The sequence below is a fragment of the Allobosea sp. GW823-FHT01F03 genome (genome assembly GCF_058798075.1).
This window is the reverse complement of the sequence record NZ_CM179505.1, coordinates 5,536,734-5,558,353: the sequence shown is the minus strand read 5'-3', so window position 1 is coordinate 5,558,353 and position 21,620 is coordinate 5,536,734. Positions and strand designations below refer to the sequence as shown.

At 61.8% G+C, this 21,620-nt stretch carries 20 protein-coding genes and 1 pseudogene; 9 read left to right on the top strand and 12 right to left on the bottom strand.

Annotated features, from left to right (window positions below):
- Positions 1-239 precede the first annotated feature (239 nt).
- Positions 240-1,274, top strand: coding sequence for a DUF4917 family protein (locus AC3RCC_RS26530; RefSeq protein WP_492257129.1), 1,035 nt, complete (start codon positions 240-242; stop codon positions 1,272-1,274).
- Positions 1,275-1,424: 150 nt separating this feature from the next.
- On the opposite strand, the gene AC3RCC_RS26525 is transcribed toward AC3RCC_RS26530, so the two are convergent.
- Genes AC3RCC_RS26525 through AC3RCC_RS26515 form a run of 3 tightly spaced genes read right to left on the bottom strand, consistent with a single transcriptional unit; the run spans position 1,425 to position 4,707 of the window.
- Complete coding sequence (locus tag AC3RCC_RS26525; RefSeq protein ID WP_492257128.1) at positions 1,425-2,327, bottom strand: plasmid partitioning protein RepB C-terminal domain-containing protein; 903 nt, start codon at positions 2,325-2,327, stop codon at positions 1,425-1,427.
- The gene (locus AC3RCC_RS26520) at positions 2,324-3,217 is read right to left on the bottom strand and encodes a ParB/RepB/Spo0J family partition protein (RefSeq protein ID WP_492257127.1); all 894 of its coding nucleotides are present in this window, start codon (positions 3,215-3,217) and stop codon (positions 2,324-2,326) included. Before AC3RCC_RS26520 ends, AC3RCC_RS26525 begins: the two co-directional genes overlap by 4 nt.
- Positions 3,214-4,707, bottom strand: a complete 1,494-nt coding sequence (locus AC3RCC_RS26515) for a recombinase family protein (protein ID WP_492257126.1) — start codon at positions 4,705-4,707, stop codon at positions 3,214-3,216. Before AC3RCC_RS26515 ends, AC3RCC_RS26520 begins: the two co-directional genes overlap by 4 nt.
- A gap of 151 nt (positions 4,708-4,858) precedes the next feature.
- Between AC3RCC_RS26515 and AC3RCC_RS26510 the strand changes: the two genes are divergently transcribed.
- On the top strand, positions 4,859-5,260 hold the full coding sequence (locus tag AC3RCC_RS26510; RefSeq protein WP_492257125.1) for a hypothetical protein: 402 nt from the start codon (positions 4,859-4,861) through the stop codon (positions 5,258-5,260).
- 245 nt (positions 5,261-5,505) lie between these two features.
- On the opposite strand, the gene AC3RCC_RS26505 is transcribed toward AC3RCC_RS26510, so the two are convergent.
- Positions 5,506-6,606, bottom strand: a complete 1,101-nt coding sequence (locus AC3RCC_RS26505) for a helix-turn-helix transcriptional regulator (protein ID WP_492257124.1) — start codon at positions 6,604-6,606, stop codon at positions 5,506-5,508.
- Positions 6,607-7,621: 1,015 nt separating this feature from the next.
- Here AC3RCC_RS26505 and AC3RCC_RS26500 point away from each other — a divergent pair.
- Entirely contained in the window at positions 7,622-8,305 is a 684-nt protein-coding gene (locus AC3RCC_RS26500) for a hypothetical protein (RefSeq protein WP_492257123.1), read from the top strand.
- Between the two features lie 374 nt (positions 8,306-8,679).
- On the opposite strand, the gene AC3RCC_RS26495 is transcribed toward AC3RCC_RS26500, so the two are convergent.
- The 6 genes from AC3RCC_RS26495 to AC3RCC_RS26470 form a co-directional block, all read right to left on the bottom strand.
- Positions 8,680-9,516, bottom strand: coding sequence for a DUF429 domain-containing protein (locus tag AC3RCC_RS26495; RefSeq protein WP_492257122.1), 837 nt, complete (start codon positions 9,514-9,516; stop codon positions 8,680-8,682).
- 5 nt (positions 9,517-9,521) lie between these two features.
- Complete coding sequence (locus tag AC3RCC_RS26490) at positions 9,522-10,214, bottom strand: 3'-5' exonuclease (protein WP_492257121.1); 693 nt, start codon at positions 10,212-10,214, stop codon at positions 9,522-9,524.
- 444 nt (positions 10,215-10,658) lie between these two features.
- Positions 10,659-11,426: a LamB/YcsF family protein gene (locus AC3RCC_RS26485; protein ID WP_291644405.1), complete on the bottom strand. Its 768-nt coding sequence runs from the start codon at positions 11,424-11,426 to the stop codon at positions 10,659-10,661.
- The gene (locus tag AC3RCC_RS26480; protein WP_291640546.1) at positions 11,423-12,925 is read right to left on the bottom strand and encodes a tripartite tricarboxylate transporter permease; all 1,503 of its coding nucleotides are present in this window, start codon (positions 12,923-12,925) and stop codon (positions 11,423-11,425) included. Before AC3RCC_RS26480 ends, AC3RCC_RS26485 begins: the two co-directional genes overlap by 4 nt.
- A 6-nt stretch (positions 12,926-12,931) precedes the next feature.
- Entirely contained in the window at positions 12,932-13,342 is a 411-nt protein-coding gene (locus tag AC3RCC_RS26475) for a hypothetical protein (RefSeq protein WP_291640548.1), read from the bottom strand.
- Positions 13,343-13,369: 27 nt separating this feature from the next.
- Positions 13,370-14,302: a Bug family tripartite tricarboxylate transporter substrate binding protein gene (locus AC3RCC_RS26470; protein ID WP_291644401.1), complete on the bottom strand. Its 933-nt coding sequence runs from the start codon at positions 14,300-14,302 to the stop codon at positions 13,370-13,372.
- 134 nt (positions 14,303-14,436) lie between these two features.
- Here AC3RCC_RS26470 and AC3RCC_RS26465 point away from each other — a divergent pair, with 134 nt between their 5' ends.
- The 3 genes and pseudogenes from AC3RCC_RS26465 (at position 14,437) to AC3RCC_RS26455 (ending at position 16,601) form a co-directional block, all read left to right on the top strand.
- Complete coding sequence (locus AC3RCC_RS26465) at positions 14,437-15,342, top strand: LysR family transcriptional regulator (RefSeq protein ID WP_291640551.1); 906 nt, start codon at positions 14,437-14,439, stop codon at positions 15,340-15,342.
- A 195-nt stretch (positions 15,343-15,537) separates the two neighbouring features.
- Positions 15,538-16,192: pseudogene (locus tag AC3RCC_RS26460) on the top strand (IS701 family transposase); the annotation flags it as partial.
- A 112-nt stretch (positions 16,193-16,304) separates the two neighbouring features.
- Positions 16,305-16,601 carry a hypothetical protein gene (locus tag AC3RCC_RS26455; protein ID WP_365878661.1) on the top strand — a complete coding sequence of 99 codons (297 nt, stop codon included), beginning with the start codon at positions 16,305-16,307 and terminating at the stop codon, positions 16,599-16,601.
- Between the two features lie 28 nt (positions 16,602-16,629).
- Here AC3RCC_RS26455 and AC3RCC_RS26450 read toward each other — a convergent pair whose 3' ends face one another.
- On the bottom strand, positions 16,630-17,706 hold the full coding sequence (locus AC3RCC_RS26450; RefSeq protein ID WP_291640554.1) for a helix-turn-helix domain-containing protein: 1,077 nt from the start codon (positions 17,704-17,706) through the stop codon (positions 16,630-16,632).
- A 281-nt stretch (positions 17,707-17,987) separates the two neighbouring features.
- Between AC3RCC_RS26450 and AC3RCC_RS26445 the strand changes: the two genes are divergently transcribed.
- The 3 genes from AC3RCC_RS26445 (at position 17,988) to AC3RCC_RS26435 (ending at position 19,908) form a co-directional block, all read left to right on the top strand.
- Positions 17,988-19,151 (top strand): helix-turn-helix transcriptional regulator, encoded by a 1,164-nt coding sequence (locus AC3RCC_RS26445; protein WP_492257120.1) that lies wholly within the window; start codon positions 17,988-17,990, stop codon positions 19,149-19,151.
- Positions 19,152-19,487: 336 nt separating this feature from the next.
- Positions 19,488-19,682 (top strand): hypothetical protein, encoded by a 195-nt coding sequence (locus AC3RCC_RS26440; RefSeq protein ID WP_492257119.1) that lies wholly within the window; start codon positions 19,488-19,490, stop codon positions 19,680-19,682.
- 25 nt (positions 19,683-19,707) lie between these two features.
- Positions 19,708-19,908 (top strand): hypothetical protein, encoded by a 201-nt coding sequence (locus tag AC3RCC_RS26435; protein ID WP_492257118.1) that lies wholly within the window; start codon positions 19,708-19,710, stop codon positions 19,906-19,908.
- 446 nt (positions 19,909-20,354) lie between these two features.
- On the opposite strand, the gene AC3RCC_RS26430 is transcribed toward AC3RCC_RS26435, so the two are convergent.
- On the bottom strand, positions 20,355-21,617 hold the full coding sequence (locus tag AC3RCC_RS26430) for a M20/M25/M40 family metallo-hydrolase (protein WP_492257117.1): 1,263 nt from the start codon (positions 21,615-21,617) through the stop codon (positions 20,355-20,357).
- Between the last annotated feature and the right edge of the window lie 3 nt (positions 21,618-21,620).

Sequence of the window (21,620 nt, the reverse complement as noted above, 5' to 3'; positions counted from 1 at the left end):
GCGCGGAGAAATCCGAGCTGGATGTGGCGCAGGTGTGCCGCGGCGCGAACCGCGGAGGGTCTGGCGTCTTCCGATGTCTGAAGGATCAAAGGCTTCCGGCGATCAGTGCGGCCATTGGGCGTGCCTTTCGTAGGCAACGCTCTCTCGTTCAGGCGCGTCGCGCTCGCAGTTGCTGCATCTGGACAGCGGCTCGCGTTGTGCGAGCATGCGAGTCACTCAACGTCGTGCTGGGGGAAGACGTGGATATCGTTAGTTTTGAGCAAGCTATGGCGAGGGTCGCAGATCTCGGCAACAAGCATCTCGTCCTTGGAAACGGCTTCAGCATCTCGTTAAAGCCAGACATCTTCACTTATGGGTCGCTTCTAGAGAGTGCGGATTTCGGAAAGGCGCCGCACGTAAAAGCTCTGTTCGCGGCCATTGGAACGCAAGATTTCGAGTTCGTCATAAAACACTTGATCGATGCTGCTCGTGTTATTTCCGTATATGATCCAGGCAATAAGCAACTAATTGATCAACTTATAACCGATTCAATTATCGTGAAAGACGTTTTGGTGGCCGCGATTGCAAGGCGACATCCAGATCGCCCTTACGATATCGATGCCGCTCAGTATCAAAGCTGCAGAAAATTTCTCAGCTCGTTCAACAACATATATACACTGAACTATGATGTGATGCTGTATTGGACGATAATGAATTCAGATATAGATCAAATTGCTCTCAATACTGACGACGGTTTTCGCAGTCCAGAGGAAGATGGCGCTACATACGTCACTTGGCAGGAAGGCAACAGAGCCAATATTCACTACCTTCACGGCGCCCTTCATTTGTTCGATGCGGGGTCGCAGATTGTGAAATATACATGGTCACGAACCGACACTCCCATAGTAGATCAGATACGATCCGCTTTGGATGATGATAAATATCCGCTATTCTTCGCCGAAGGAACAAGTGAGAGCAAATTAGAAAAAATAATGCATAGCGCCTATCTACATAAGTCGCTTAGGAGTCTGGAATCGTGTGCAGATAACGGCCGGTCTTGCTTCATCGTATTTGGGCACTCCCTCGCAGACAACGATGCTCACGTTCTGAAACGAATTGCGAGTGGAAAGACTCCAAGGATGCTAGTCAGCGTTTATGGAGATCCCAACAGCGCAGGAAATAAAGCTATCGAAACGTCCGCGCGTCGTCTAATCGAATATCGATCTGCTATTCGCGATCGACACCCACTCGAAATCATCTTCTACGATGCTCAGAGTGCTCGCGTGTGGGGATAGGCGGCTGCGTGTGCTGTCGTAATGCACGTGGGCCGTTGACGCTTATGCTCGCGCCGCCGCCATTCAGCCAGTTCGGATATCAAATCGATCTGTGGCATGTCGCGTAACCAGACACCTCAGCTCGCTATCTACGCGGCGGCGAAAAGTCAATCAGGCGGCCTGGCCGGCGAAGGAGGTCGCATCGGCGATCGCCTGGAAGTGCTCAAGGTATTCGGGTCTGTGCTGGAGAAGGTAGCGCACGACGCGAGGGTTGCCGAGCAGCTTGCCAAGATAGCCCTTCACGACGGTTAGCTGGAGATGCTCCTTGCCGTAGGTCTCCTGGATCTCTGCCATCGATTCCTGGAGCCGGGCGAGTTCCTTCTCCATCCGCGCCATCGCCTCTGGCGTGACGCCTCTCACCTTCTTTGACTTTTTCTCGCCGGCCAGCTCGTTGGTCGGCGTCCCGGCGAGCAACGCCGTGGCGTAAACCGCTGTGTAGTTGTTCGCGGCGATCATCAATTCGGTCGCTTCGATCTGGCGTAGTGGCTTCATCCGCTTCAGAATTTCGAAGACTGCCATCGGGCATAATGTGTCCTTCAACATCGACACAACCTCATGGCAGACGCCATCGAGTAGGGTCGCCTTCCGTTTCACGCTGTTGACGTGCATCCCTAGCGCGCTCGCGATTCTCTCCTTTGACACCCCGCGGGCAATCGCCTTCAGAATCATGGCGTGCTCTTGGACGGCTGAGAGTCGACTGATCCGCTTGTTGAAGGTGAAGCTCTCGTCGTCGGTTGATACGAGGCATTCTATCTCGGTCTTGCCAAGGTCCTTCAGGATCTCGATGCGGACGTGGCCGTCGAGAAGAAGGAAGTTGGCCGGATTGCCGTCGATCCTGGCTATCACTGGCGGCTCGACCAGGCCGATCTCAACCACCGAGGTTCGGATCTGCTGATACTTATGACTTGCCTTAACCGACGCCCGAGGCGGCCGAACGGGCAAGAGCGACGTCACCGGCACGGTGATGCACTCTGGCTCGAAGGCGATCCGTGTCTGGTTGAGTGTTTCACTCATGCCGGCACTCCTAGGATACGGCTCTCCAGGTCTTTCGGCATCGTGTCGAGGCGCTCGGCCCGTAGCAGAGTGATGAAATTCTCATCGGTCCGCAGATTCTTAAGCGCTTCGACCACGAACAGCAGGCGGGTTTCCGTGACTTCGGCCTTCTTCACCAGGAGGCGCTGCTTATCGGCTTCCTGCTGAAAAATGCGAACGAATGCTTCCGAGGACCTCGCTCTGCTAAGCTTCTTTCCAAAAGGGTTCGTCGACACGTGTTTGCCGCTTCGCGACCGCTGCTCGATGAGGCGCCTCATCTTGATCAGCCGCGGACCCGAGATTCTTCCCTCTGTGTAAGCTTCGGCCAGCATCTGCTGGACGGTTTCGTCATCGGCGCGCGCAATTTCAATCGCGACCGAGATTGGAATTGTCCCCGCATCGACGGCCTCGATAAGGCGTTGCTCGCCATTCTCGATAAGTGAGGCCATCATGTTGACCCACTCTGACGAGGTGCCAATTTTCTCTGCAATCTGGCGGTCGTTATAGCCGCGTCTGCGCAAGGTCGTGACATCTTGAAGCAAGTCGATGGAACGATGCTGCCGGCGGGCGCAGTTTTCGACGAGGCTCAACAGGAGGCACTCTTCCTGCGTTGCGTCCGTGATGATGGCGGGGATCTCCGTCCGCCCGAGTTCGCGGAAGGCCTCGATCCGGCCCTGCCCGCAGGCGAGGCCGTAGGAGCGTTGACCATCCGAACCAATCATAGTGTTGACGCGGATCGGGCGCTTTAGCCCGACTGTCTTGATGCTCTCGACCACCTCGAGGAACTTGCGTCGGTTCCGGACGCGAGGGTTCAGGATGATAATCCGGTCGATTGGGATCATCTCCACGCGGGTGTGCTTGGCTTCGGTCATGCCGCTTCCTCGAATTGAGTTCGGGCCGCCAGGGAGAACAGGAAGTCCAGCGTCTCGAAGCGATACCCGTCGAGGGACAGGCCGTTGCTCTCGGCGAGCCGAAGGTTCGGCTCGGACATGTCCAAACGCGGGAGCAGGTAGTAGTCGAGCGGGGAGACGTTGCCGTGGTCCATGCGCACTGCGACCGTGATCTCTGGCGCCAGGCCGGTGTCGAGCCGGATGCGCCAACGCGGCGAGCCCCCTTGCGTCTCGCCGCAGCGCGCCACGACGACCGAGGCGGTGAACTCGCCGTTGACGTCGATCAGACCAGTTTCGAGATCGACGTGGACGTCCCCGCCAGCGTCGCGCAGGCCATCAACTACTGTCGCGACGACTTCGGGGTGCATCGCCCGCAGGCGCCGGTTGATCTCAATGTAGCGGTAGTCGCGCCGCGGGCTGTAGCCAACGAGGTGATAAGCGCGCAGTAGGCTGCCGAAGCGATTTCGATAAACGCTGCTCGACGGCATTTCCTCGCGCTCGTCGATGACGAGGCTGGAGAGGGACCCCTGCGCCTCGAGTAGCGACCGCAGCAGGTCGAGGAGTTCGGCATCGCTCATCTTGCGGCTGCGGTCGTCCACGATCTTGGCAGCGCGCTCGAATGTGGCAACGTCGACGATCGCCGTGAACACGCCGCGGGCGCGGATCCAGTGCTCCTGGCTGTTCACAACGCGGTGCATCTTCAGCTTGAAGGAGACGCGGTTGAAGACGTTGTCGCCGATGTATTTCGGGTTGGTCAGGACCTGATGGACGGTGCCGCGCGTCCAGGGGCGCCCCAGGTCCGTGACGACTCCCTCAAGATTCAGGCGAGCCGCGATCTGGGCCTCCTGCACGCCGAGGTCGACGAACAGGCGATAGATGCGCCGGACGACTTCCACCTCCTCGGGCGGACCGGGCATCAGGATCACGCGATCGGTCTGGAGGCTCTTGCGCTCGCCGATCGAGAGCTCGGACTTGGGTTCGCCGTTTTCGTCGATCAGGAGCCGCCGCAGGCCGAACCCGGCCATCCCGCCCTGACGATACCCCTTCTCGACTAGGCGGCACTGGCCGGCGAAGACCTTGACCGACAGCTCCCGGCTATATTCGCCTGCCATGACCCGCTTCACGGTCTTCAGTAGGTTCGAGCCGATGCTGCCGTCGTTCTCGAACTGCTCGGCGCAATAGTGGACGACGATGTCGGCGCGGGAGCAGAGGAACTCTAGGTGCGCGCCGTGGTCGGCGTTCTGGAAGCGGCCCCAGCGGCTGACGTCGTAGACCAAAATCGTGCCGAAGTCGGCGGCGCCCCGTTCCACGTCGGCGAGAAGGCGCTGGAAGGCGTCGCGACCCTCGAGGTTCAGGCCGCTTTTGCCGGCGTCCTCGTAGACCCGGACGATCTCGATGTCGCGGGCCTCGGCGAAGCGCTTGATTGCGTCTAGCTGGTTCTCGGTCGAGTAACGCTGGTGATCGGTCGACATTCTGACATAGGCAGCTGCCCGCCGTGATCGCTCCGGCCCGATCCGCGCAATCCTAATCGATCCTTCAGCGCTACTCACACAAGGCCACTCCACACTCGAAGTCTCGTAGGCCGGCGGACGTCGCCGGTCACTCAAGCGCGGAGGCGGCGGAATGTCCTTTTCGAATTCGGGCAACTTCTTGCCCAACGGTCGAAGGAAAGCGATCACCCCTCCGGCGTTTGCCAAGCTTGTCTCGACGGCGTTGAGAGCAGCGCTTCGCGGGCAGTCTTCCAGGATAAAGACGGTGGCGCTCTGGACCGGCGCGAACGATCGAACTGTGAAAAACTGGCTCTCCGGCGAGCGCGCTCCCAGCGGCGATCACTTCCTCGGACTGGCAGCCAATTGCCCGGCGGTTCTCGCGGCTTTCCTGGCGGCAATCCACAGGAGCGACTGCCTGGTCATGGCCGACATCGAGGAAGCTCGCGCTAAGGTAGCTGCGGCGCTGATAGCGCTGGAAGCTGTTCGAGCTGTCCAGTTGGGTAACGAAGATCTGCAGCAAGGAGGCTTGGGATAACGCGCATTGGGCCCCACGTTCTCAACCGCGAGCGATTCCCACACCGCCTGAGTTTGAGCGGTTGCGGCGCGATCGTGCCGATACAGCTCACGAACAGCTGAGTTGCAGCAAGAAGATGCTTAAAGTCTTGAAATAAATAAAGTTTCTAGTGTCACTCCGGGCGTGTTTCCCAGCTTCGGAGGGACCTGCTCCCTTGGCCGCACGCCTTGCATAACCAATGCTCTCAACGAAAATTCATCCTGAACTTAGCGGATCGGGCCAGGGCCCGGCATCAGACCACTGAGAAGCTTAGAGAGGTCCGCTTGCCTGCCTGTTCCCGTCTTCGCAAAGACGGACTTAATCTGAGCGCGAACGGTTTCGACAGAGACGCCGCGCGCCGACGCGATCGCCTTCAGCCCCTGTCCCTCGCCAATCGCGCGAGCTATGGCGGCCTCGGCCGGCGTCAAATCGAAAAGAGCTTCCAGGATTTCTGCATGAGGCACGCGGCTCCGATCAACAGGCATCGCAACCAGGATGATCGATCCCCGGGAAAAGACGTCTCGCGCCTGACGCCGAACCGGTAGTAGATGAAGCACAAGAGCCGGCCGCTCTTCGGTCGCCGCCAAGGGAATGGACTGGCTCTCCAGCACCTGGCCGCGCGAGGTCAGCCTCGCAATCGCCATCTTCAGCAATTCGTCGGTGCGCGCGTGCTTCAACATTAGCCTCTCACGGCGGTCCTGAAAGCAGTTGGGCAGCAAGTCTTCGAAGAGAGCGTTGGCGGCATCCACGCGCCCAGCTTCGCTCAAAACCGCAGCGGGCAGGCCGAGAGACTGGAGTGCGGCTGCGACGGCCTGCGACGTTCTCATGCCCATGCGCCAAGTCAGCAAGCTCGCCCGAGCCAAATGCGGCCGCAGCCTGTCCAGCCTTTCGATTGTTTCTCGACGAACTGGGCCGGCTTCATAAGAACATTCGAAGCTGAAAACGACATTGTCGCCGCTCGGCATTTGGAACATGGTGCCAGCGCCCCAACCGAAGCCGACTTTGCGGTAGAAATCTTGGTAAACAGGTTCGTTCTTAAGCTCTTCTTCGGAAAAGACGTCTAAATCATGAATGAAACCGGCATGTCGCAGAGCCGCTAAGCGCCTCGGTCGTGGATTTTTATCTGCCCAGCCCTCACGAAAATACTTTTTGACGATTTCAATAATGCCATCGGAAGCGATCCAGTCTGCGGTCTTCATATTGGTTACGAAGAGTAGCCCGCCCAGGGCATCGGATAGTTCGGACAATTTCTGGAGAGTCTGCGGCCATAGCTCCGGAATTGCTCCGGCCTCGTAGATGGCGTCGGTGAGCTCTTCCTCGATACTCATGCTATTGGCCTCGTCCCAGCCAGCATATTACCTTTGGGAAGATTTCCCGGGAATGGCTGCGGGCGTCAACCGCCATGGTGGCTGCCAGCTCCGCCCACGAGCCGGAAGCCCATCGTGTCGATAACCCAAATGGGTGATGGCAGTTTAGGACAATCCGCCAAAGTCAGTGGGCTAGTAGCCAGCATGGCGAGGTATCATGCGCGACAGGGCTTCCATCGCGGGGCAGCTGGTCGAAGTCTCACTTTCGAATTTCGACTGGCTTGGAGCCGACCGCTGGCCCGAGGAGATCGTTGATACGGTCCGCTTTCCTGCGATGGGTATCGCTCGCACTGCCCGGGAAATGCTGGAGATCGGCTGTCTGCGCTACGAGCTCTACATCGGTCGCGAGCGGACGCGTTATGCCCATGCGGACCACGAGGCGGAGACGTTTCTTGAGCCGGTCGACCGGCTCAGTCTGAACTTTCTCGCTCGTATCGGTGGCGCGAGAGCGATCACGGTTCGGGCGACCTGCGCAAGCACCTCATCCTCGACGTTGCCACCCGGCATCCAAACAGCTCCGAGGCGATGTTCAGATGTTTCGAATACCTCCACGCGGTCTACCCAATGCCGGTCTGGGACGAAGTATACCAGAGGGCGATTTAACGCTAGCAATTTGAATGGGACAGATGGCGGAATATCGAAATACTACAATTAAGATTGAGTCTGGGGAATCGATATGCTTAAGAATACGTGGCTCTTTCTATTTTCTGTTGCAGTCATAGCGGCGCCCGTAAGTGCGCATGGGGCGTGCACTTGCCGTATGGTTACACCTGGGAACTGGTGGACTTTAGATTTTGGTGATGGCCGAACCCGCGGGGTCTTCGGGGGAACCCAAGGACTAAAATGGTGCAACGAGGAACGCGAAAAGGTCTGCGGGGCCCCGACGCGCGCCTCGACACCGACGGTGTCACCAAGCTCCAAACCTAGAAGTATACCGAAATCTGAGCCGGCACCCCGCGATAACAATAGAGATAGTTTGGACGAATTGGCGAAGGAGATTGACAGGCAACGCATTCAGATCTGCTCTAATGAATTCGAACGCGCATATCGGGATCAGTGCCTGAAAGTCGCCCGTGGCCAGTTGGGCCTTGAGGCTGCCCTCAGGCTGGAACGGCACAGGACGAAGGATCCACGCGATCTTGAAGAAGTCGCCCGCGAATATTGCTTCGTGATCGTAGAGACTGAATCGCCGAACGCCGAACGCTTTTTCAACAGGGACTGCCAAAGTGAGAAAACGAAGCGCGGCTTGATCGAAAAGGTGAAGCATAGCACTGGCAAAACGATCATGGACAACGCCCAACGTCCTGAACTTACTCCTCAGAGCCAGAGCACAATCAAAGAGAACGCTCAGCGCTCTGCTTCAACCGTTCAACCGAGAAGCATCATTAGGGAAAACTCCAACCAGGGCACGAAATGTCTCAGGGGGTGGGAGGCCGCCGCTTCCTGTGAGATAAGGCAGAATGCGAAAGTCCGGCACCTCACCGAACTTTGGTGCTCGAACGGAAACAGGTTCGCCATCGAGGTTAGCGCCTGCAAGGCGAATGGATGCACCTGGAGAACGATAAGCCCGGGTCCGCTGAGGCGTGTCGAATCCACGAGCACCATTTCTGGACCCGACTTCAGGCTGGTGAGCGCCGATCAGTTCCGGTGCAACGATTGATAGGTTCCATTCATAAGATAAAAGCCCTTGCAGCTGCCTTGTTGACGACCATCGCCTCTTTCGCGTCCTCAGCTGATGTGACGGCCGATCATGACGGAGAGGACTGAATACTCTCAGGGCTTGTAAATACCCTCGGGTCGAAATTGTGCAGTCGTTCGACGAGGAGTGTCAGCGTCGGTTCAGACCGCAAGGCAGGAGCGCCTCTGGCGAGGTCGTGCCGCGTCGCGAAACTGACGCCTCGGCGTAGCGTCGAAAATCATCAAGCCGTTGTGAAGTAAAGCATCTTCTCGTCGGCGCGAAGGAAGATTCCCAGCTTCGGAGGGACCTGCTCCCTTGAGCCGGCACTCCGAATCCACACTTTCGTTTCAGCGTCGCTAGTCGACGGCGCTATCCCCATCAACGGCGACGCCTGACTTAAGCGCCGCTATTTTGAGCTTCAATCTCACTTCGGCGCTCGCTGGCGCGATCATGTAGCCGGTATCCAGATCTCCAATCATGATCGTTTCGGCGCGTGATTTCGTGCGCCACAGAAGGCCGACCAGTGCGCAGATTGCTGCGTCAAGCTTGTCCTGATCGCCCTTTCTCGGAGCAACGAGTGAGGCTGCCTCCTGTGCCCACAACGCCAGCTCCGGGACGATCTCCACGGCTGCATGGCGCCGAACCGCCTCGGTAACGCTCGACCAATCGGGCGAGCGAAAACGCCGACGCTTCTCGGGATTATAGCGAGGCGCGAGTAGCCGGCCGAAATAGGCTGCGTCCAGGGATGGCAATGCGAGGGCAGGGAATACCTCGATCAGATACAAGCCGCCGATCGCCGATCGGGCAGCTTCGGGATCGTCATCCGCGCCCAGCAGGTTCTTGAAGCGCCAGACCGGAGCAGCATCGTCGAACATGCCAATCTTCGAGCGATTGGCTGGCTGAACGCCGCCGCCCAACCAGGAGATCAACGACGCCGCGACTCGATCGACAGGTCGCATGCTCGTTAGGTTGGGCACGATCGTAGGCTGGTCGAGCGCAACGATGCAGACGTCGCAACGTGCACGTTCAGCCGCGATGAATTTAAGCGCCTGGTCAAAGGTCGCCAACTGCGGTTCGGACGAGGATCGTCGCCCCTGGGCGTCGGATCGAATGGCGCAGACGGCCCCAGGTGCTGTGAGCTTATCCGTCCAGGCCGAGTCGAAGCCAACGATCGTCCAGGAGCAGGAGGTCACTTGGGTCAGTTCAACGAGCTTGTGTTCGGCATGCCGCGCCCGAGTGATCCGGCTTTGCCGCGGGACGAAGGGACAGAGCTACCTAATGTCGCCAACCATTCATGTGCTCCTGCGATCCGGATCCTCTGCAGCCGGTGCAACACGTCGTGATCAAAATGCTCGGCGCGACAGCGAGAGCGTGCGTCCGCGCAGATACGATCGAATAGGTGCGCGGTAACAAACGTATCTGCACTCGCCCTATGAAGGCGACCAGGGGACGCGATGCCCATCTCGCCGATGAGGCCGCCTAGGCGATAGCTTTTCCGGCCCGGAAACAAGCGCCGAGCCAACAGCAAAGTGCAGAAAGCGCGAACGGTGCGCCCATCGAGAAACTCGCTCGCCTCGTGCTCATAAAATCGCCGATCGAAGCCGGCGTTGTGGCAAACGATCGGCGATGGTCCGATGAATGACGTCAGTTGACGCATCGCGACGGCCGAGGTCGGTGCGCCGCTTAGCATCGAAGTGGTTATGCCGGTGATCTGCGTTATCTCAGCCGGCACGCGGACGCCTGGATCGACGAAGGTAAGAAATTCATGGCCTGCTCGGCCATCCACCACCTCGCGAGCTGACACCTCAATCACCCGCGCGCCCGCCGCGGGACTGAGTCCAGTCGTCTCGAAATCGAGCACGACAAAGCGTCCGCTGGGAATGCTATTCAAGGTCGGGCTCTCCGTGCCTAAGTCGTCGATTCGAACGCAAGAATATCATTCGGTGATGATCGACCGCGGCGAATTTTCTGGCACGTTCGAGCCGATGATCAACCTGCGGGTGGCGAGGTCGTGCCGAATCGAGATGTGACCACGTCTAGAGCACCAATTCGCAGCGCAACCTGTTGTGAATGTAGGGGTATTTCGGCAGCGCTTTCAGCGAAAACCCAGCTTCGGAGGGCAACGCTCTATCCAGCTGAGCTACGGGCGCAATCCGTGGAAGGTGGATAGCCGATCCCGGCTGCTTCGGCAACGAGGGATTTTGCGAAGGAGCGGCGCTCTGGTGCGGCAAAGGTCACACGTTCGAACCGTGTCGGGCGCGCCGCGGCTGTGGCGCAAACCGCGGGCGGTCTTGCGCGGGGCGATCGTCGCCGGAAGAGCGCCAGCCGCGGCCTTTTAGCCGAGCAGAACCGGAAGCGGGACCACCTCCACTCCCGCCTCTGCGAGTCGCGACCGCACCACCCGCATCACGTCGACCGCCGTCGGCTCGTCCCCATGTATGCAGAAGGTGTGGATCTCCGCCGGGATGCGTTTCCCCGAGGTGCTGATCAGCGCCTTGTTCTGGATGATGTCGAGAACTTGCCGTGCGGCCTGCTCGGGGTCGCGGATCACGGCATCCTCGCGCTCGCGCGAGGCCATCATGCCGTTGTCGTCGTAGACCCGGTCGACATAGGCCTCGTTCGCGACTCTCAGCCCGAGTTGCTGGGCGGCCAGCGTCATCTGGGAGCCTGCATTTGCGACATAGATGAGCTCGCGGTCCGCGGCCTTGATGCCGCGGCCAATGGCGAGCGCATAGTCCAGGTCGCCATGCGCCATGTTGTTCAATGCGCCGTGAGGCTTGACATGCGTGACCTTCGCCCCCTGCGCGAGCGCGAGCGCGAGCAGGGCGCCGATCTGGTAGGTGACCAAGTATTCGAGATCCTGCGGGCGCATACGGATCTGGCGCCGGCCAAAGCCCCAGATGTCGTTGAAGCCGGGATGGGCGCCGATCGAGACGCCGTGGTCGAGGGCGAGTTTCACCGTCCTGACCATGATCGTCGGGTCGCCGGCATGCATGCCGCAGGCAACATTGGCCGAGCCGATGAGCGGCATCAGCGCGGCGTCGTTGCCGATCGAATACTTGCCGTAGCCCTCGCCGATATCGGCGTTGATGTTGATCTTCACGTGATGTCTCCGGTCGTCGGGGCACGATCGCGTGCCCGCATGGAAAGCAGACCGCCGATGAGCGCGGTTGCAAGGATCGCCAATGCGATTGGATGGGACAGCAGGGCGGCCGGGTCGCGGTCGGTGATGATCAGCGCCTGTCGCAATGACAGCTCGAACTGGGGGCCGATGACGAAACCGATCAGGAAGGTGACGCGGGAATAGTCGAAACGGTGCATCAGATAGCCGAGCACCGCGAAGCCGATCATGACCTGCACCGCGAAGAGCGAGCGGCTCTCCAGATAGGAGCCGACGACGCACAGCATGACGACCACGGGAATGATGATGATCGCCGGCACCCGGGTGAGCTGCGCGAAGGCGACGAGGCCGACCCTGCCGACAATCAGCATCAGCACGGCCGCGACGAGCATCGTGCCATAGATCCCGTAGACCAGCCGGGCATGCTCCTCGAACAGCCGCGGGCCGGGCACGACGCCGTGGATCGTCAAGGCCGCGATCAGGATGGCCGCCGACACGCTGCCCGGGAGTCCGAGCGCGAAGAGCGGGATGAAGCTGGCGGGGACGACGGCGTTGTCCGCGGTCTCGGCGGCGGCCACGCCTTTCAGCTCGCCCTCGCCATAGCGCTCGCCCGGGCGGGCAAAGCGCTTGGCGATACCGTAGGAGGCGAAGGACGCGACGCTCGGGCCGAGCCCCGGGATGATGCCGATCACGGTACCGACCAGGCTCGATCGCAGAAAGGTCGGAAGCACGTGGCGGAATTCCGGCCAGCCGAAACGGTCGTCCTTCCCGCTGGTGACGACCGGCGTGGGGTCGCTACCGCGACGCCCGAGCAGTTCCTCGGCCTGGATCACCATCTCGGTCAGCGCGAGCATGCCGACGGTGACCGCCAGGAGCGGGACACCATCCATCAGGTCGACCTGATCGAAGGTCATTCGCGGCGTGCCGCTCTCGATGTCGAGACCGATGGTCGCGACCAGCATGCCGAAGATTCCGGCGATCAGCCCGCGCAGGAGAGACGAGCCCGACAGCGCGGCGATGAAAGTGAGCGCCAGCATCATCAGCGCCGTCATTTCGACCGGGCCGATCTTCAACGCGAAGCGTGCGAGCGGCAGCGCCAGCAGGATCAAGGCGAGCGTGCCGACGACGTCGCCGATAACGGAGCCGTACAGCGCCGTCTGCAGCGCCTGGCGCGCCTTGCCGGAGCGTGCGAGCGGATAACCGTCGAGGCAGGTGACCGCCGCATTCGGTTCGCCGGGCACGTTGATCAGCACTGCGGTAGTCGCGCCTCCCGCACCGCTCGCCTTCGCGATGCCGATGAGGAAGCCGACGGCGCTGACCGGGCTCATATAGTAGCTGAGCGGGATGGCGATCGCGAGCGCCGCAGGGCGGTTGAGGCCGGGCAGGACGCCGATCACATAGCCCAGCAGGACACCGATCAGCACGAAGGCGATTGTATCGGGCGAGAGAGCGTCGCCGAATCCCAGAAGCGCGTCTTGCATGGAGCCTCAGCCGAAAGCGAGCCAGAGCGTGGCGCCGCAGATGATCGCGGTCCCCAGGACCGGAAGGGCGCGGCGTTCTCCCAGGATCACCATGCCGGCGGCGCTGGTCACGGCACCGGCGGGCACGATGCCGCCGAAGCGGAGGATCAGCGCCCCCAGGACCGCCAGCCCGATAATCCGGCCGAGCGCGCCGATCCCGGTCGGGTAAGCGGGTTCGGCGCGGCGCGAGACGAGCCGCCGCCCGCCATCGAGGACGAGCAGGGCGAGGAGGGCCGCGGTCAGTGCCGTGGGCAGGAAGGCCGGCGAGAGCCCGAAGCCGCCCTCGCTGGTCTGGGCCGGGATAATCCAGACCAGCAGGGCGACGCAGAAGCCCGCAAGCAACAGCGTCTCCGCGATCAGAGATACACGCGAGCGCATGCGGCGGTGCCCCTCTACCGTCCGCTCTTACTTCGAGGCCTCGATGAGCTTCTTGAAGCCCTCGCTCTGGCCCGCGATCGTCTTGGCGAGCGCCTCGCCGGTCGCGACGAACGGATTGAGGCTGCGCTTTTCCATCAGATCGACGATGGAGGGATCGGCCGCGGCGGCGGCGAACGCATCGTAGAGCGTCTTGGCGACGTCGGCCGGCAATCCCTTGGGCGCGACGAAGAGGATCAGGTTCACGCTCGACAGGCCGTAGCCCAGCTCCTTCAGCGTCGGCACGTTAGGCAGACCCTTCAGTCGCTGCTCGCCGAGCACCGCGAGAACGGAGAGCTCCCCGCTCTTGGCCTGCGGATAATAGGCGCCGGAAGAGTAGCCCAGCGGCGTATGGCCGCCGATGACCTGCGTCACGACCTCGGCGCCGCTGCGGGTCGGAACCGGCACGAACTGGACGCCGGTCTGCTTGCCGAGGGCGGCGGTGATCATGCGATCGAGGGAGGTGCTCGACGCATAGGTCGTCTTCCCGGCGCCCTTGCTGGCGTCGATCGCGTCCTTGAGGGTCTTCCAGCCGCTCTTGGGCAGCGCGATGAAGGCTTCCGGGAATTCGCCGGTCGCCGCGACATAGGTGAAATCGTCGAGCCCGAAGGCCAGCTTGGTGACCTGCGGATCGAGGGTGATCGTCGTCGAGGTCGTCGCCACGATGTTGTAGCCGTCAGCCGGCTGCTTGCTCAGCGCCGTGACCGCAACTGCTCCGCCTGCCCCGGCCTTGTTCTCGATCACGACCGGCTGGCCGAGCTTCTTCGACACCAGTTCTGCGACGGCACGCGCCACCACGTCGGTGGTGCCGCCGGCTCCGAATCCGACCGTGACCGTGACGGGCTTCTCCGGCCAGGCGGCCAGGGCGGAGGTCTGCATCAGGCCGAGAATCGCGGCCCCTGCAATGGCCAGTCGCATACGCATGTTGATCTCCCGATACCCTGTTCGACGTCCAAATCCCCTGACCGTTTGCCGGCCATGAACCTATTGCGCAACGACAGCGATCCAGTGTCCAATGCAAACTTGAATGCTCTCCTCATGCGAAACGTGCATAAGCTTTGATAGATCTGAAAAAGCTGCATTTCTTTGTCGCTATCGCCGAGGGCATGCACCTCTCGAGGGCGGCGGAGGCGCTGAACATCAGCCAATCCGCGCTTTCCCGGCAAATCCAGTCCCTTGAAGACGAGCTCGGCTTTCGCCTGTTCGACAGGATCGGCAAGCGCCTGAGCTTGACTGCTGAGGGAGAGGACCTCCTACCGCGCGCAGCCCGATTGATCGAGCAGGCCAACGCGCTTTCGGTCCGGGGCAAATCCATAGTGAACGGCGAGGTCGGACATCTTCGCGTCGGTGCCACCGCTCAGACGATCGCATCCCTCATCGCGCCGGCGCTGACGGGCTTCCGGGCGGAAAACCCCGGCATCGAGATCACTCTGGCCGAGGGGCCGAACCGGTCCCTGATCGAAATGGTCGAGCGCGGCACCGTCCACATGGCCATTGCCACCCCCAGTGATCCGGCGGATTTCGGCTCCGCTCCTCTCTTCGTCGCACGGTTGCTCGCATATCTACCGCCGAAGGATTCGCGCCGGGAGCAAGCGCAGCTTCCGTTGGAAGCTCTCGCCGATGCCCCCGTTCTGCTTCTCCGCAGGGGCTTCATGACCCGGGATCTCGTCGATGAAAGTTTCCGAAAGGCCGGAATCCGGCCGCGCATCGTCTTGGAAAGCGACAGCCCTCACGCTCTCGTGGCGATGGTCGCGCAGGGACACGGCATAGCCATGCTGTCGTCGGCGGCCTCAAAGGGTATTCACAATTTCAATCCGGTCCCTTTGACGCTATCTGGTGCCGCAATCAGCCGCCAGGTTTCCGCAATCTGGAATCCGACGCGCCATCGGCCGGCAGCCTTGCCGCGGCTGGTGCGAACTCTTGCAGCGATGGCGCATACCTGGCCGACCGCTGGCCGTGGATGATCGCTTCTTCGCGCGATCGTCGGCCGGTTGCACGGTCGGCTCAGTGCGGATGCTGCATAGAGAGCGCTCAGATGCTCACTGGCGAGTTCCAGCGCACTGATCGGGCTTGAGATTTGAAGGCGGTTGAACGCCTATCACTACTTCGGCAGATTTTAGAGCGGCGCGGGTTTTCGGGATTCCCGCGGCGGGGTTTGCGTGATTCATGGATGGCCGGCTTTCTGGAGGGCCGGCCATGGACGAGAACTGGAAGTCCGATCTTGAGGGCTGGCTTGCGCCCTTTCTCGGCGCACTGAGGCGCAAGGTGCGGGCGTGGATCTGTCCGGCCTATGTGGCGGGGCTGATCGGAGCCGGCGATCGCAAGAGCATCCAGCCGATGGCGGCGCGCGACGGTGGCGTCGGTTACGACCAGCTTCATCACTTTATCGCCGGCGGTGTTTGGGACGTGGTGCCGTTGGAGAAGGCCCTGCCCGCCGAGGCCTGGCTGATCGTTGACGATACGGCCCTCCCTAAGAAGGGCGAGCGCTCGGTCGGTGTCGCGCTGCAATACGCCTCGACCCTGGGCAAGCGCGAACTGCCAGACATTGGTGTCGCTGACGCTGGCTTCCAGCGAGGTGCCGATCATGGTGAGGTTCCGGCTGTTCCTGCCCGAGCGCTGGACGAGCGATCCCACACGACTGGCCCGGACCGGCATGCCGGACGGTCATGGAGACTATCGGACCAAGCCCGAGATCGCGCTCGCCGAGATCGATCGGGCGCGCACGGCCGGCCTGCGCTTTGGCTGTGTGCTGGCGGATGCCGATTATGGCCTCTCCGCGCCGTTCCGGCAGGTCTGAGCGAGCGTGGCCTCACCTGAGCCGTCGGCATAGGAGCGTGCCAGAAGGTCTATCCGGTCGACGCGGCTCTGGATCTGCGTCGCGACGGCGCTGCTGACATTTTCGGTCGTCAGCACGTTCATCTACAGCATGGCCCTTTCCGCGCCGGCGGTGCTGGTTCTCGCCGCGATTTCGCTCGGCATCGGCGGCTTGGCGCCGGGAGCGCTCTATGCGAGTGCGCCCCATACTTCGCCGGCCCCCGCCAATCTTCCGACGATGATCGGCTTGCTTCAGCAAGCGAGCAATCTGGGCCAATTCGCCGGGCCGATGATGCTGGGAGCGCTCGCAGCGCATTACGGCTGGCCAGCCGTGGCGTTCGCGGCGGTGCCGGTCGCCCTCGCCGGGGCCATGGCGTGCCTGTTGCTGCGCGGCGCGGACAACCAATAGCCGATCCACGCCGCCGCCAGGGCAGGGCCTACGAACCGAAGCCATCCGCCCTCAGGCGGACCTCGTGCCAATCGCCGTCCTGCTGGCGGATGAGCGCGCGGTATTGCCGTGGCGGCAAGTCGAAGCGCGCGCGGAACGCCCGGCTGAACTGGCTCAAGCCGCCAAAGCCGCAGCGTTTGGCGACGTCCGCCAGCGAGTACTCGTCCCGGTTGTCGGCCAGCAGGAGACGCAGGGCCTGGTCGAGCCGGCGCTGCAACAGCACGGCGCGAATGCCGCCTTCCGCCGCCAGGAGCCGGTAGAGCGATGCCCGCGAGAGATGCACCGCATCGGCGATCTCATCGGGTCCGAGCTGCGCGTTCGCAAGATGCGCGTCGATATAGTCGAGCGCCGCCTTTCTCCGCGATTTCACATGCTCCGCTTCGTCGCTCGCCAGCCTTGCGCGGGCACAGGCGGTCGTCAGTGCCACGATGCCCTCGATGGCCGCCTCGGCTTCGCTTACCGTGAGGGTACCGGCCTGCGCGTAGAGTTCCTGCATCGCTGCGCCGATCAGCCGCGCGGCGCCGCTTCCGCGCCGAAAGACCAGGCCGTGCGGCTCCATGGCCAGCAGCGCCGCCGGCACGCTGTCGCGCGCGAGGACGAGGATCAGGTTCTCATAGTCGCTCGTCACGCTGTGGAATGGCTGGGCATAGTCGACAATTTGCACATCGCCCGCCTCGACCCGTCCGCGCTGCCCGGCCCAGTCATTGTCACAGGATCCTTCGAGCTCGAGATAGATCAGCAACTGATCGGGGCTGCGCGCGACCAGCGCGGGCCCCCGCGTCATGATGAACGCCGTACCCTGCGAGCGCACCAGCAGCGCGCGGGGCAAAGGATAGGTGCGGCTGGAGAGGGTGAAGCGAGCTTGCTCGGACGGATTCGGCAGCGACAATGTGTAGATGTGCGCGACGGTGCCACGAAACCTCTGCCAGAACTGCGGTCCGAATTCGCCCTGGGGATTGCCGTCGAACGCTTGCAGCGTGGGCGAGGAGCCGCCCTCTTCCCTGTCAGCCACGGGCCGCCTGGCAGGGGCATTCAATGCCGGATCGTCGGCGGGGATCTCTGCCATCGCACTTCCCTCCCACGCATGACACGACCCGGATGAGCTTGGTGCAGGCGAACAATTTAAGTGACGTAGCGTCGCAGGCGGGGGGCTTCTGTCAAGTGGTCTGCGGTCTGGTTTGATACTGGAGATCATTTACTTGCCGTCGCGTCTCAATCTTTTGCTTCTTGTCAATTTTCGCTTGAAATTCAAAAGCATAATACATTTTCTCCATTTGCGGGGCCGGGCTTGCTTGGTCGAGCCACGGTTTTCCGGCCGGCAATCATTCGGTTGGGAAAGGGCTGAGCGTGACCGGTTCGAATGGAAGCTCTGCCGAGGTGCTTTCCGATGCGATCGGCGCGATCTACGACTGCGCGCTCGATCCGCTGAAATGGCCGGCGGCTTGCCGAACGATCGCCAGCCTCTGTGACAGCACGGCGGGCGGGATTTGCGTGCACGATCTCAGGCACACGCAAAACGACCAGTTGTTCGTGTTCGGCTACCAGCAGCAGTTTCTGGAGGAGCTCGGACGGAACTATGCGGAAAGCCCGATGGCGTCATCGGATGTCGTGGCGAATATCGGCGAGGTCAAGGCTCTCTCCATCGAGAGTTACGACTTCTACGAGACCCGGTTTTTTCATGATGTGCTGAAGAAGTTCGGGCTGCGCGACATCATCTGGTTTCCGGCGCTGCGGACCGGGGGGCGGATGGCCTCGATGCATGTGTCCCGCGACGAAACCGCGCCGCAATTCGGCGAGCGCGAGATCGGTTTTCTCAAGCTCCTGTCGCCTCATGTCTGCCGTACCCTCGCAATTTCCGACGCGCTCGATATCCGGACGGTGAGAACGGAGATGCTGGAACGAACGCTCGATGGGCTGGCTTCGGGCGTCTACCTGACGGCGCGGGACGGGCGTGTCGTCTACATGAACGCGACCGCGGAGCGCCAGGTCAGGAGGGGCCGCGCCATCCGGCTCGTGAACGACCGGCTTTTCCCCACCGATCCCGGTGCGCGCGCGGTCTTGAAGCAAGCCATCGATCAGGCGGGGCTCGATGGCATCGACATGGAGTCGAGCGCGCATTCCCTGGCGATTCCACACGCTGACGGTACCGGCTATGTCGCAACCTGCCTGCCGGTCGCGTCAGGTCATCGCCGCAGCGCCGTCGCCCCTTTCGCGGCAAGCTGCGCCGTGTTCATGCAGGACCCGGTTCACGCCCCGCTCATGCCGGGCGAGGCTTTCGCCAGGCTGCATCACCTCACCGGGGGCGAGCTTCGCGTTCTCCTGGCGCTGGCCGGGGGGCTGGGCGGGAAGGAAGCGGCCGAGATGCTCGGCATCAGCGAGCCGACCCTTCGCACGCATCTTCAGCGCCTGTACGCCAAGACCGGGACGTCAAGGCAAGCCAAGCTCTTGCAATTGCTGCATAACTCGACGCCGCCGATCCAGCCGCGGCAATTGCCTGCCCACGGCGCCTGAACGCGCCTTCTCGCGCCCGGGTACGAGCCCCCAGCCTTTCCGTAGTCCAGCCCCAATTCGGCTGCCGGCCTCATCGGTTCCGATGATGCGGATCCCTGCCGGTTGCCTAGCATCCAGCAACGATCCGATGCCGGATCAGAGGTCGATCTTTTTTCGCATGGCCGGAAGGCGCCCTGTGCAACCACGAGGAGGACCGAGCCGATGCCTGTTCGAACCTTTATTTGCCCAATCCTTGGAGCTGGCCGCGTACTCCCAGCGCTTATCTTCGGCGCTTCGCTCGCGATGGCGACAGGCGCAATGGCGCAGAACCAGACAGGTTTCGCCCGAGAGTGCGCCATGAGGGAGATCGCAGTCATTACCCTGATTGAGGATCTTGGTGAGGTCGGGGCGCTGCCCGCCGATCAACTGAACGGCGCGGCGCTAACGCACCTCCGTGCGCGATCCGTCTGCAACGCGGGCCGCATCGAAGAAGCGCTCGCACTCTACGACAGCGTTCTCGCACTAGGGCCAGCCCAGTCGGTCAAACGCTAGAAACCTAGGTCAGGGAGTGGGTTCGATGGCCGAAACCAAAATCCCACGGTCGATCTATTTCATTGGTGCGGGTGCACTCGCCGCCGCAGCAATTTTCATTGTTGCACAAGGCGCGCCGGTCCCGCACCGGTCCTTGGCGGCGCTGACGACACCGACGATGTCACCGCTCGAAACCATGATCAGATTCGACAAGCCGCTACCGGCTGAGCGGTGGGATGCCTCCTGAAACCGAGGCGCAGGGGCGCTTCCGCAGGCCTCGGATGGGGGGCGCTGTCAGACACTGACCGCCCTCCGGAGAAACGCCGTACCGGCGCAAAGGCTGGCATGCCCTGAGACGACTCCTGCATTCACCCGATTGGCCCTGTGGATGACGAGGCTCCCATGCTCTTCCTGTTCATCTGCCTGCTGGCCGCCTGCATCGCGTTCAGCGAGTGGCGGCAGGACGTGCATGCTGACGCAAGCCGGCGGTTGGGGAGCAGGAAATAGGTGCGACGAGGTGGGTAAAATTGAAACCCCTGCCTGGACTAGGTGGAACAGGTCCGCTTCCGGGGCACCTGCCAATGGCTGGTACCCCCCAACCCGGGCCGCTGCGACCGGAGTTTCAGATACGTGGCCTGCTGCCGGTTTCGTAGACACCGAGATTGGGTGTTTCATGAAGCGGGAGGCTGTGCATCATCGTGTGAGATATGTCGCTGCCGTCAGCGCGTGGACTCGAACGACGTGGAGGAAATCCTCGATCGAGCCCGATTCGTTCGGGGCCGCGATATTGCGCGAATTCGGTCCATAGACATAGGCGGGAACGCCGGCTTCCCGCCAGAAGCGGCAGTCCGAGCCTGCGAGCATCGGCAGGAGCACCGGTTTCGGCCGATCGAGCGAGACGACGGTGTCGGAGATGATGTCGATCATCTCGTGCTGCGTCGCGCTCCAGTTGGTGGGCGATCCGCCGATCTCGAACACCTCGGCCCCCGGCGTCCTCTCGACGATCTCGATCGCGCGGCGAAGCGTCTCATCCTTCGGAGTTCCGACCGGCTCGCGAATATCGACATGAAACTCGCAATAATCGGCAATCATGTTAGCGGTCGTTCCACCGCCGATGGTGCCGATGTTCACCGTGTACTGCTTGATGACGTCCGCGGTGCCGACGCCCATGATCTTGTCGATGAGTGACCGGACGTCGGCCTTGTTGAGATGATCGAGGATCTCGACCGGAATGCCTTCGCCCCCCGAGCCCGCCATCGTCTTCAGCGCGAGGATGATCTCGCAGGCCTTGTCGATGGCGCTCGGGCTCAGATGCGGATAGGGCGAGTGCGCGCCGCGCGTCTTGACCCGCACCTTGAAGCGGATGATGCCCTTTTCGCCGAAGCGGATCGTCTCGACGCCGGTCGGTTCGCCGTTCAGCAGGCAATCGCCGCGGACCCGCTCCGGCATCGTCTCGAACAGATAGCCGGCGCCCCAGCGCCCGCTCGTTTCCTCGTCCGAGACCACCGTCAGCGTCAGCCGGCCTTTCAGTCTGTCGCGCAGGCGGTCGAGGTAACGGTAGCAGTAGATGCTCGCGGTCGTACCGGGTTTCATGTCCGTCGAGCCCCGCCCGAACACGCGGCCGTCGACGACATCGCCGCACCAGGGATCGCGCTCCCAGGAATCCGGATTTCCGATCGGGAACACGTCGGCGTGGCCGTTCAGGACCAGGTGCCGGCCGGGCTTCCCGGTGTCGAAATCGGCGACGATGTTCGGCAGGTGCTCCTTGTCCTTCGCGAAGACGACATCATGACCGATCTTCCATTCGGTCAGCCGGTCGGCAACGAAGCCGATCGCCTCTCGGGTGTCGCCCGGCGGGTTCGGCGAGCGCGCCTTGACGAAGTCGCGGTAGAACTGGACGAGCTCGTCCTCGTCCTGCTTGATCCAGTCGAGAATGGTCGTTCTCAGATCGCTCATCTC

Coding starts and splice junctions, on each gene's coding strand:
- AC3RCC_RS26525 (WP_492257128.1), bottom strand. CDS start 2,327: ATGAGTGAAACACTCAACCAGACACGGATCGCCTTCGAGCCAGAGTGC.
- AC3RCC_RS26520 (WP_492257127.1), bottom strand. CDS start 3,217: ATGACCGAAGCCAAGCACACCCGCGTGGAGATGATCCCAATCGACCGG.
- AC3RCC_RS26515 (WP_492257126.1), bottom strand. CDS start 4,707: ATGTCGACCGATCACCAGCGTTACTCGACCGAGAACCAGCTAGACGCA.
- AC3RCC_RS26510 (WP_492257125.1), top strand. CDS start 4,859: ATGTCCTTTTCGAATTCGGGCAACTTCTTGCCCAACGGTCGAAGGAAA.
- AC3RCC_RS26505 (WP_492257124.1), bottom strand. CDS start 6,606: ATGAGTATCGAGGAAGAGCTCACCGACGCCATCTACGAGGCCGGAGCA.
- AC3RCC_RS26480 (WP_291640546.1), bottom strand. CDS start 12,925: ATGCAAGACGCGCTTCTGGGATTCGGCGACGCTCTCTCGCCCGATACA.
- AC3RCC_RS26475 (WP_291640548.1), bottom strand. CDS start 13,342: ATGCGCTCGCGTGTATCTCTGATCGCGGAGACGCTGTTGCTTGCGGGC.
- AC3RCC_RS26470 (WP_291644401.1), bottom strand. CDS start 14,302: ATGCGTATGCGACTGGCCATTGCAGGGGCCGCGATTCTCGGCCTGATG.
- AC3RCC_RS26455 (WP_365878661.1), top strand. CDS start 16,305: ATGGCCCTTTCCGCGCCGGCGGTGCTGGTTCTCGCCGCGATTTCGCTC.
- AC3RCC_RS26450 (WP_291640554.1), bottom strand. CDS start 17,706: ATGGCAGAGATCCCCGCCGACGATCCGGCATTGAATGCCCCTGCCAGG.
- AC3RCC_RS26440 (WP_492257119.1), top strand. CDS start 19,488: ATGAGGGAGATCGCAGTCATTACCCTGATTGAGGATCTTGGTGAGGTC.
- AC3RCC_RS26435 (WP_492257118.1), top strand. CDS start 19,708: ATGGCCGAAACCAAAATCCCACGGTCGATCTATTTCATTGGTGCGGGT.
- AC3RCC_RS26430 (WP_492257117.1), bottom strand. CDS start 21,617: ATGAGCGATCTGAGAACGACCATTCTCGACTGGATCAAGCAGGACGAG.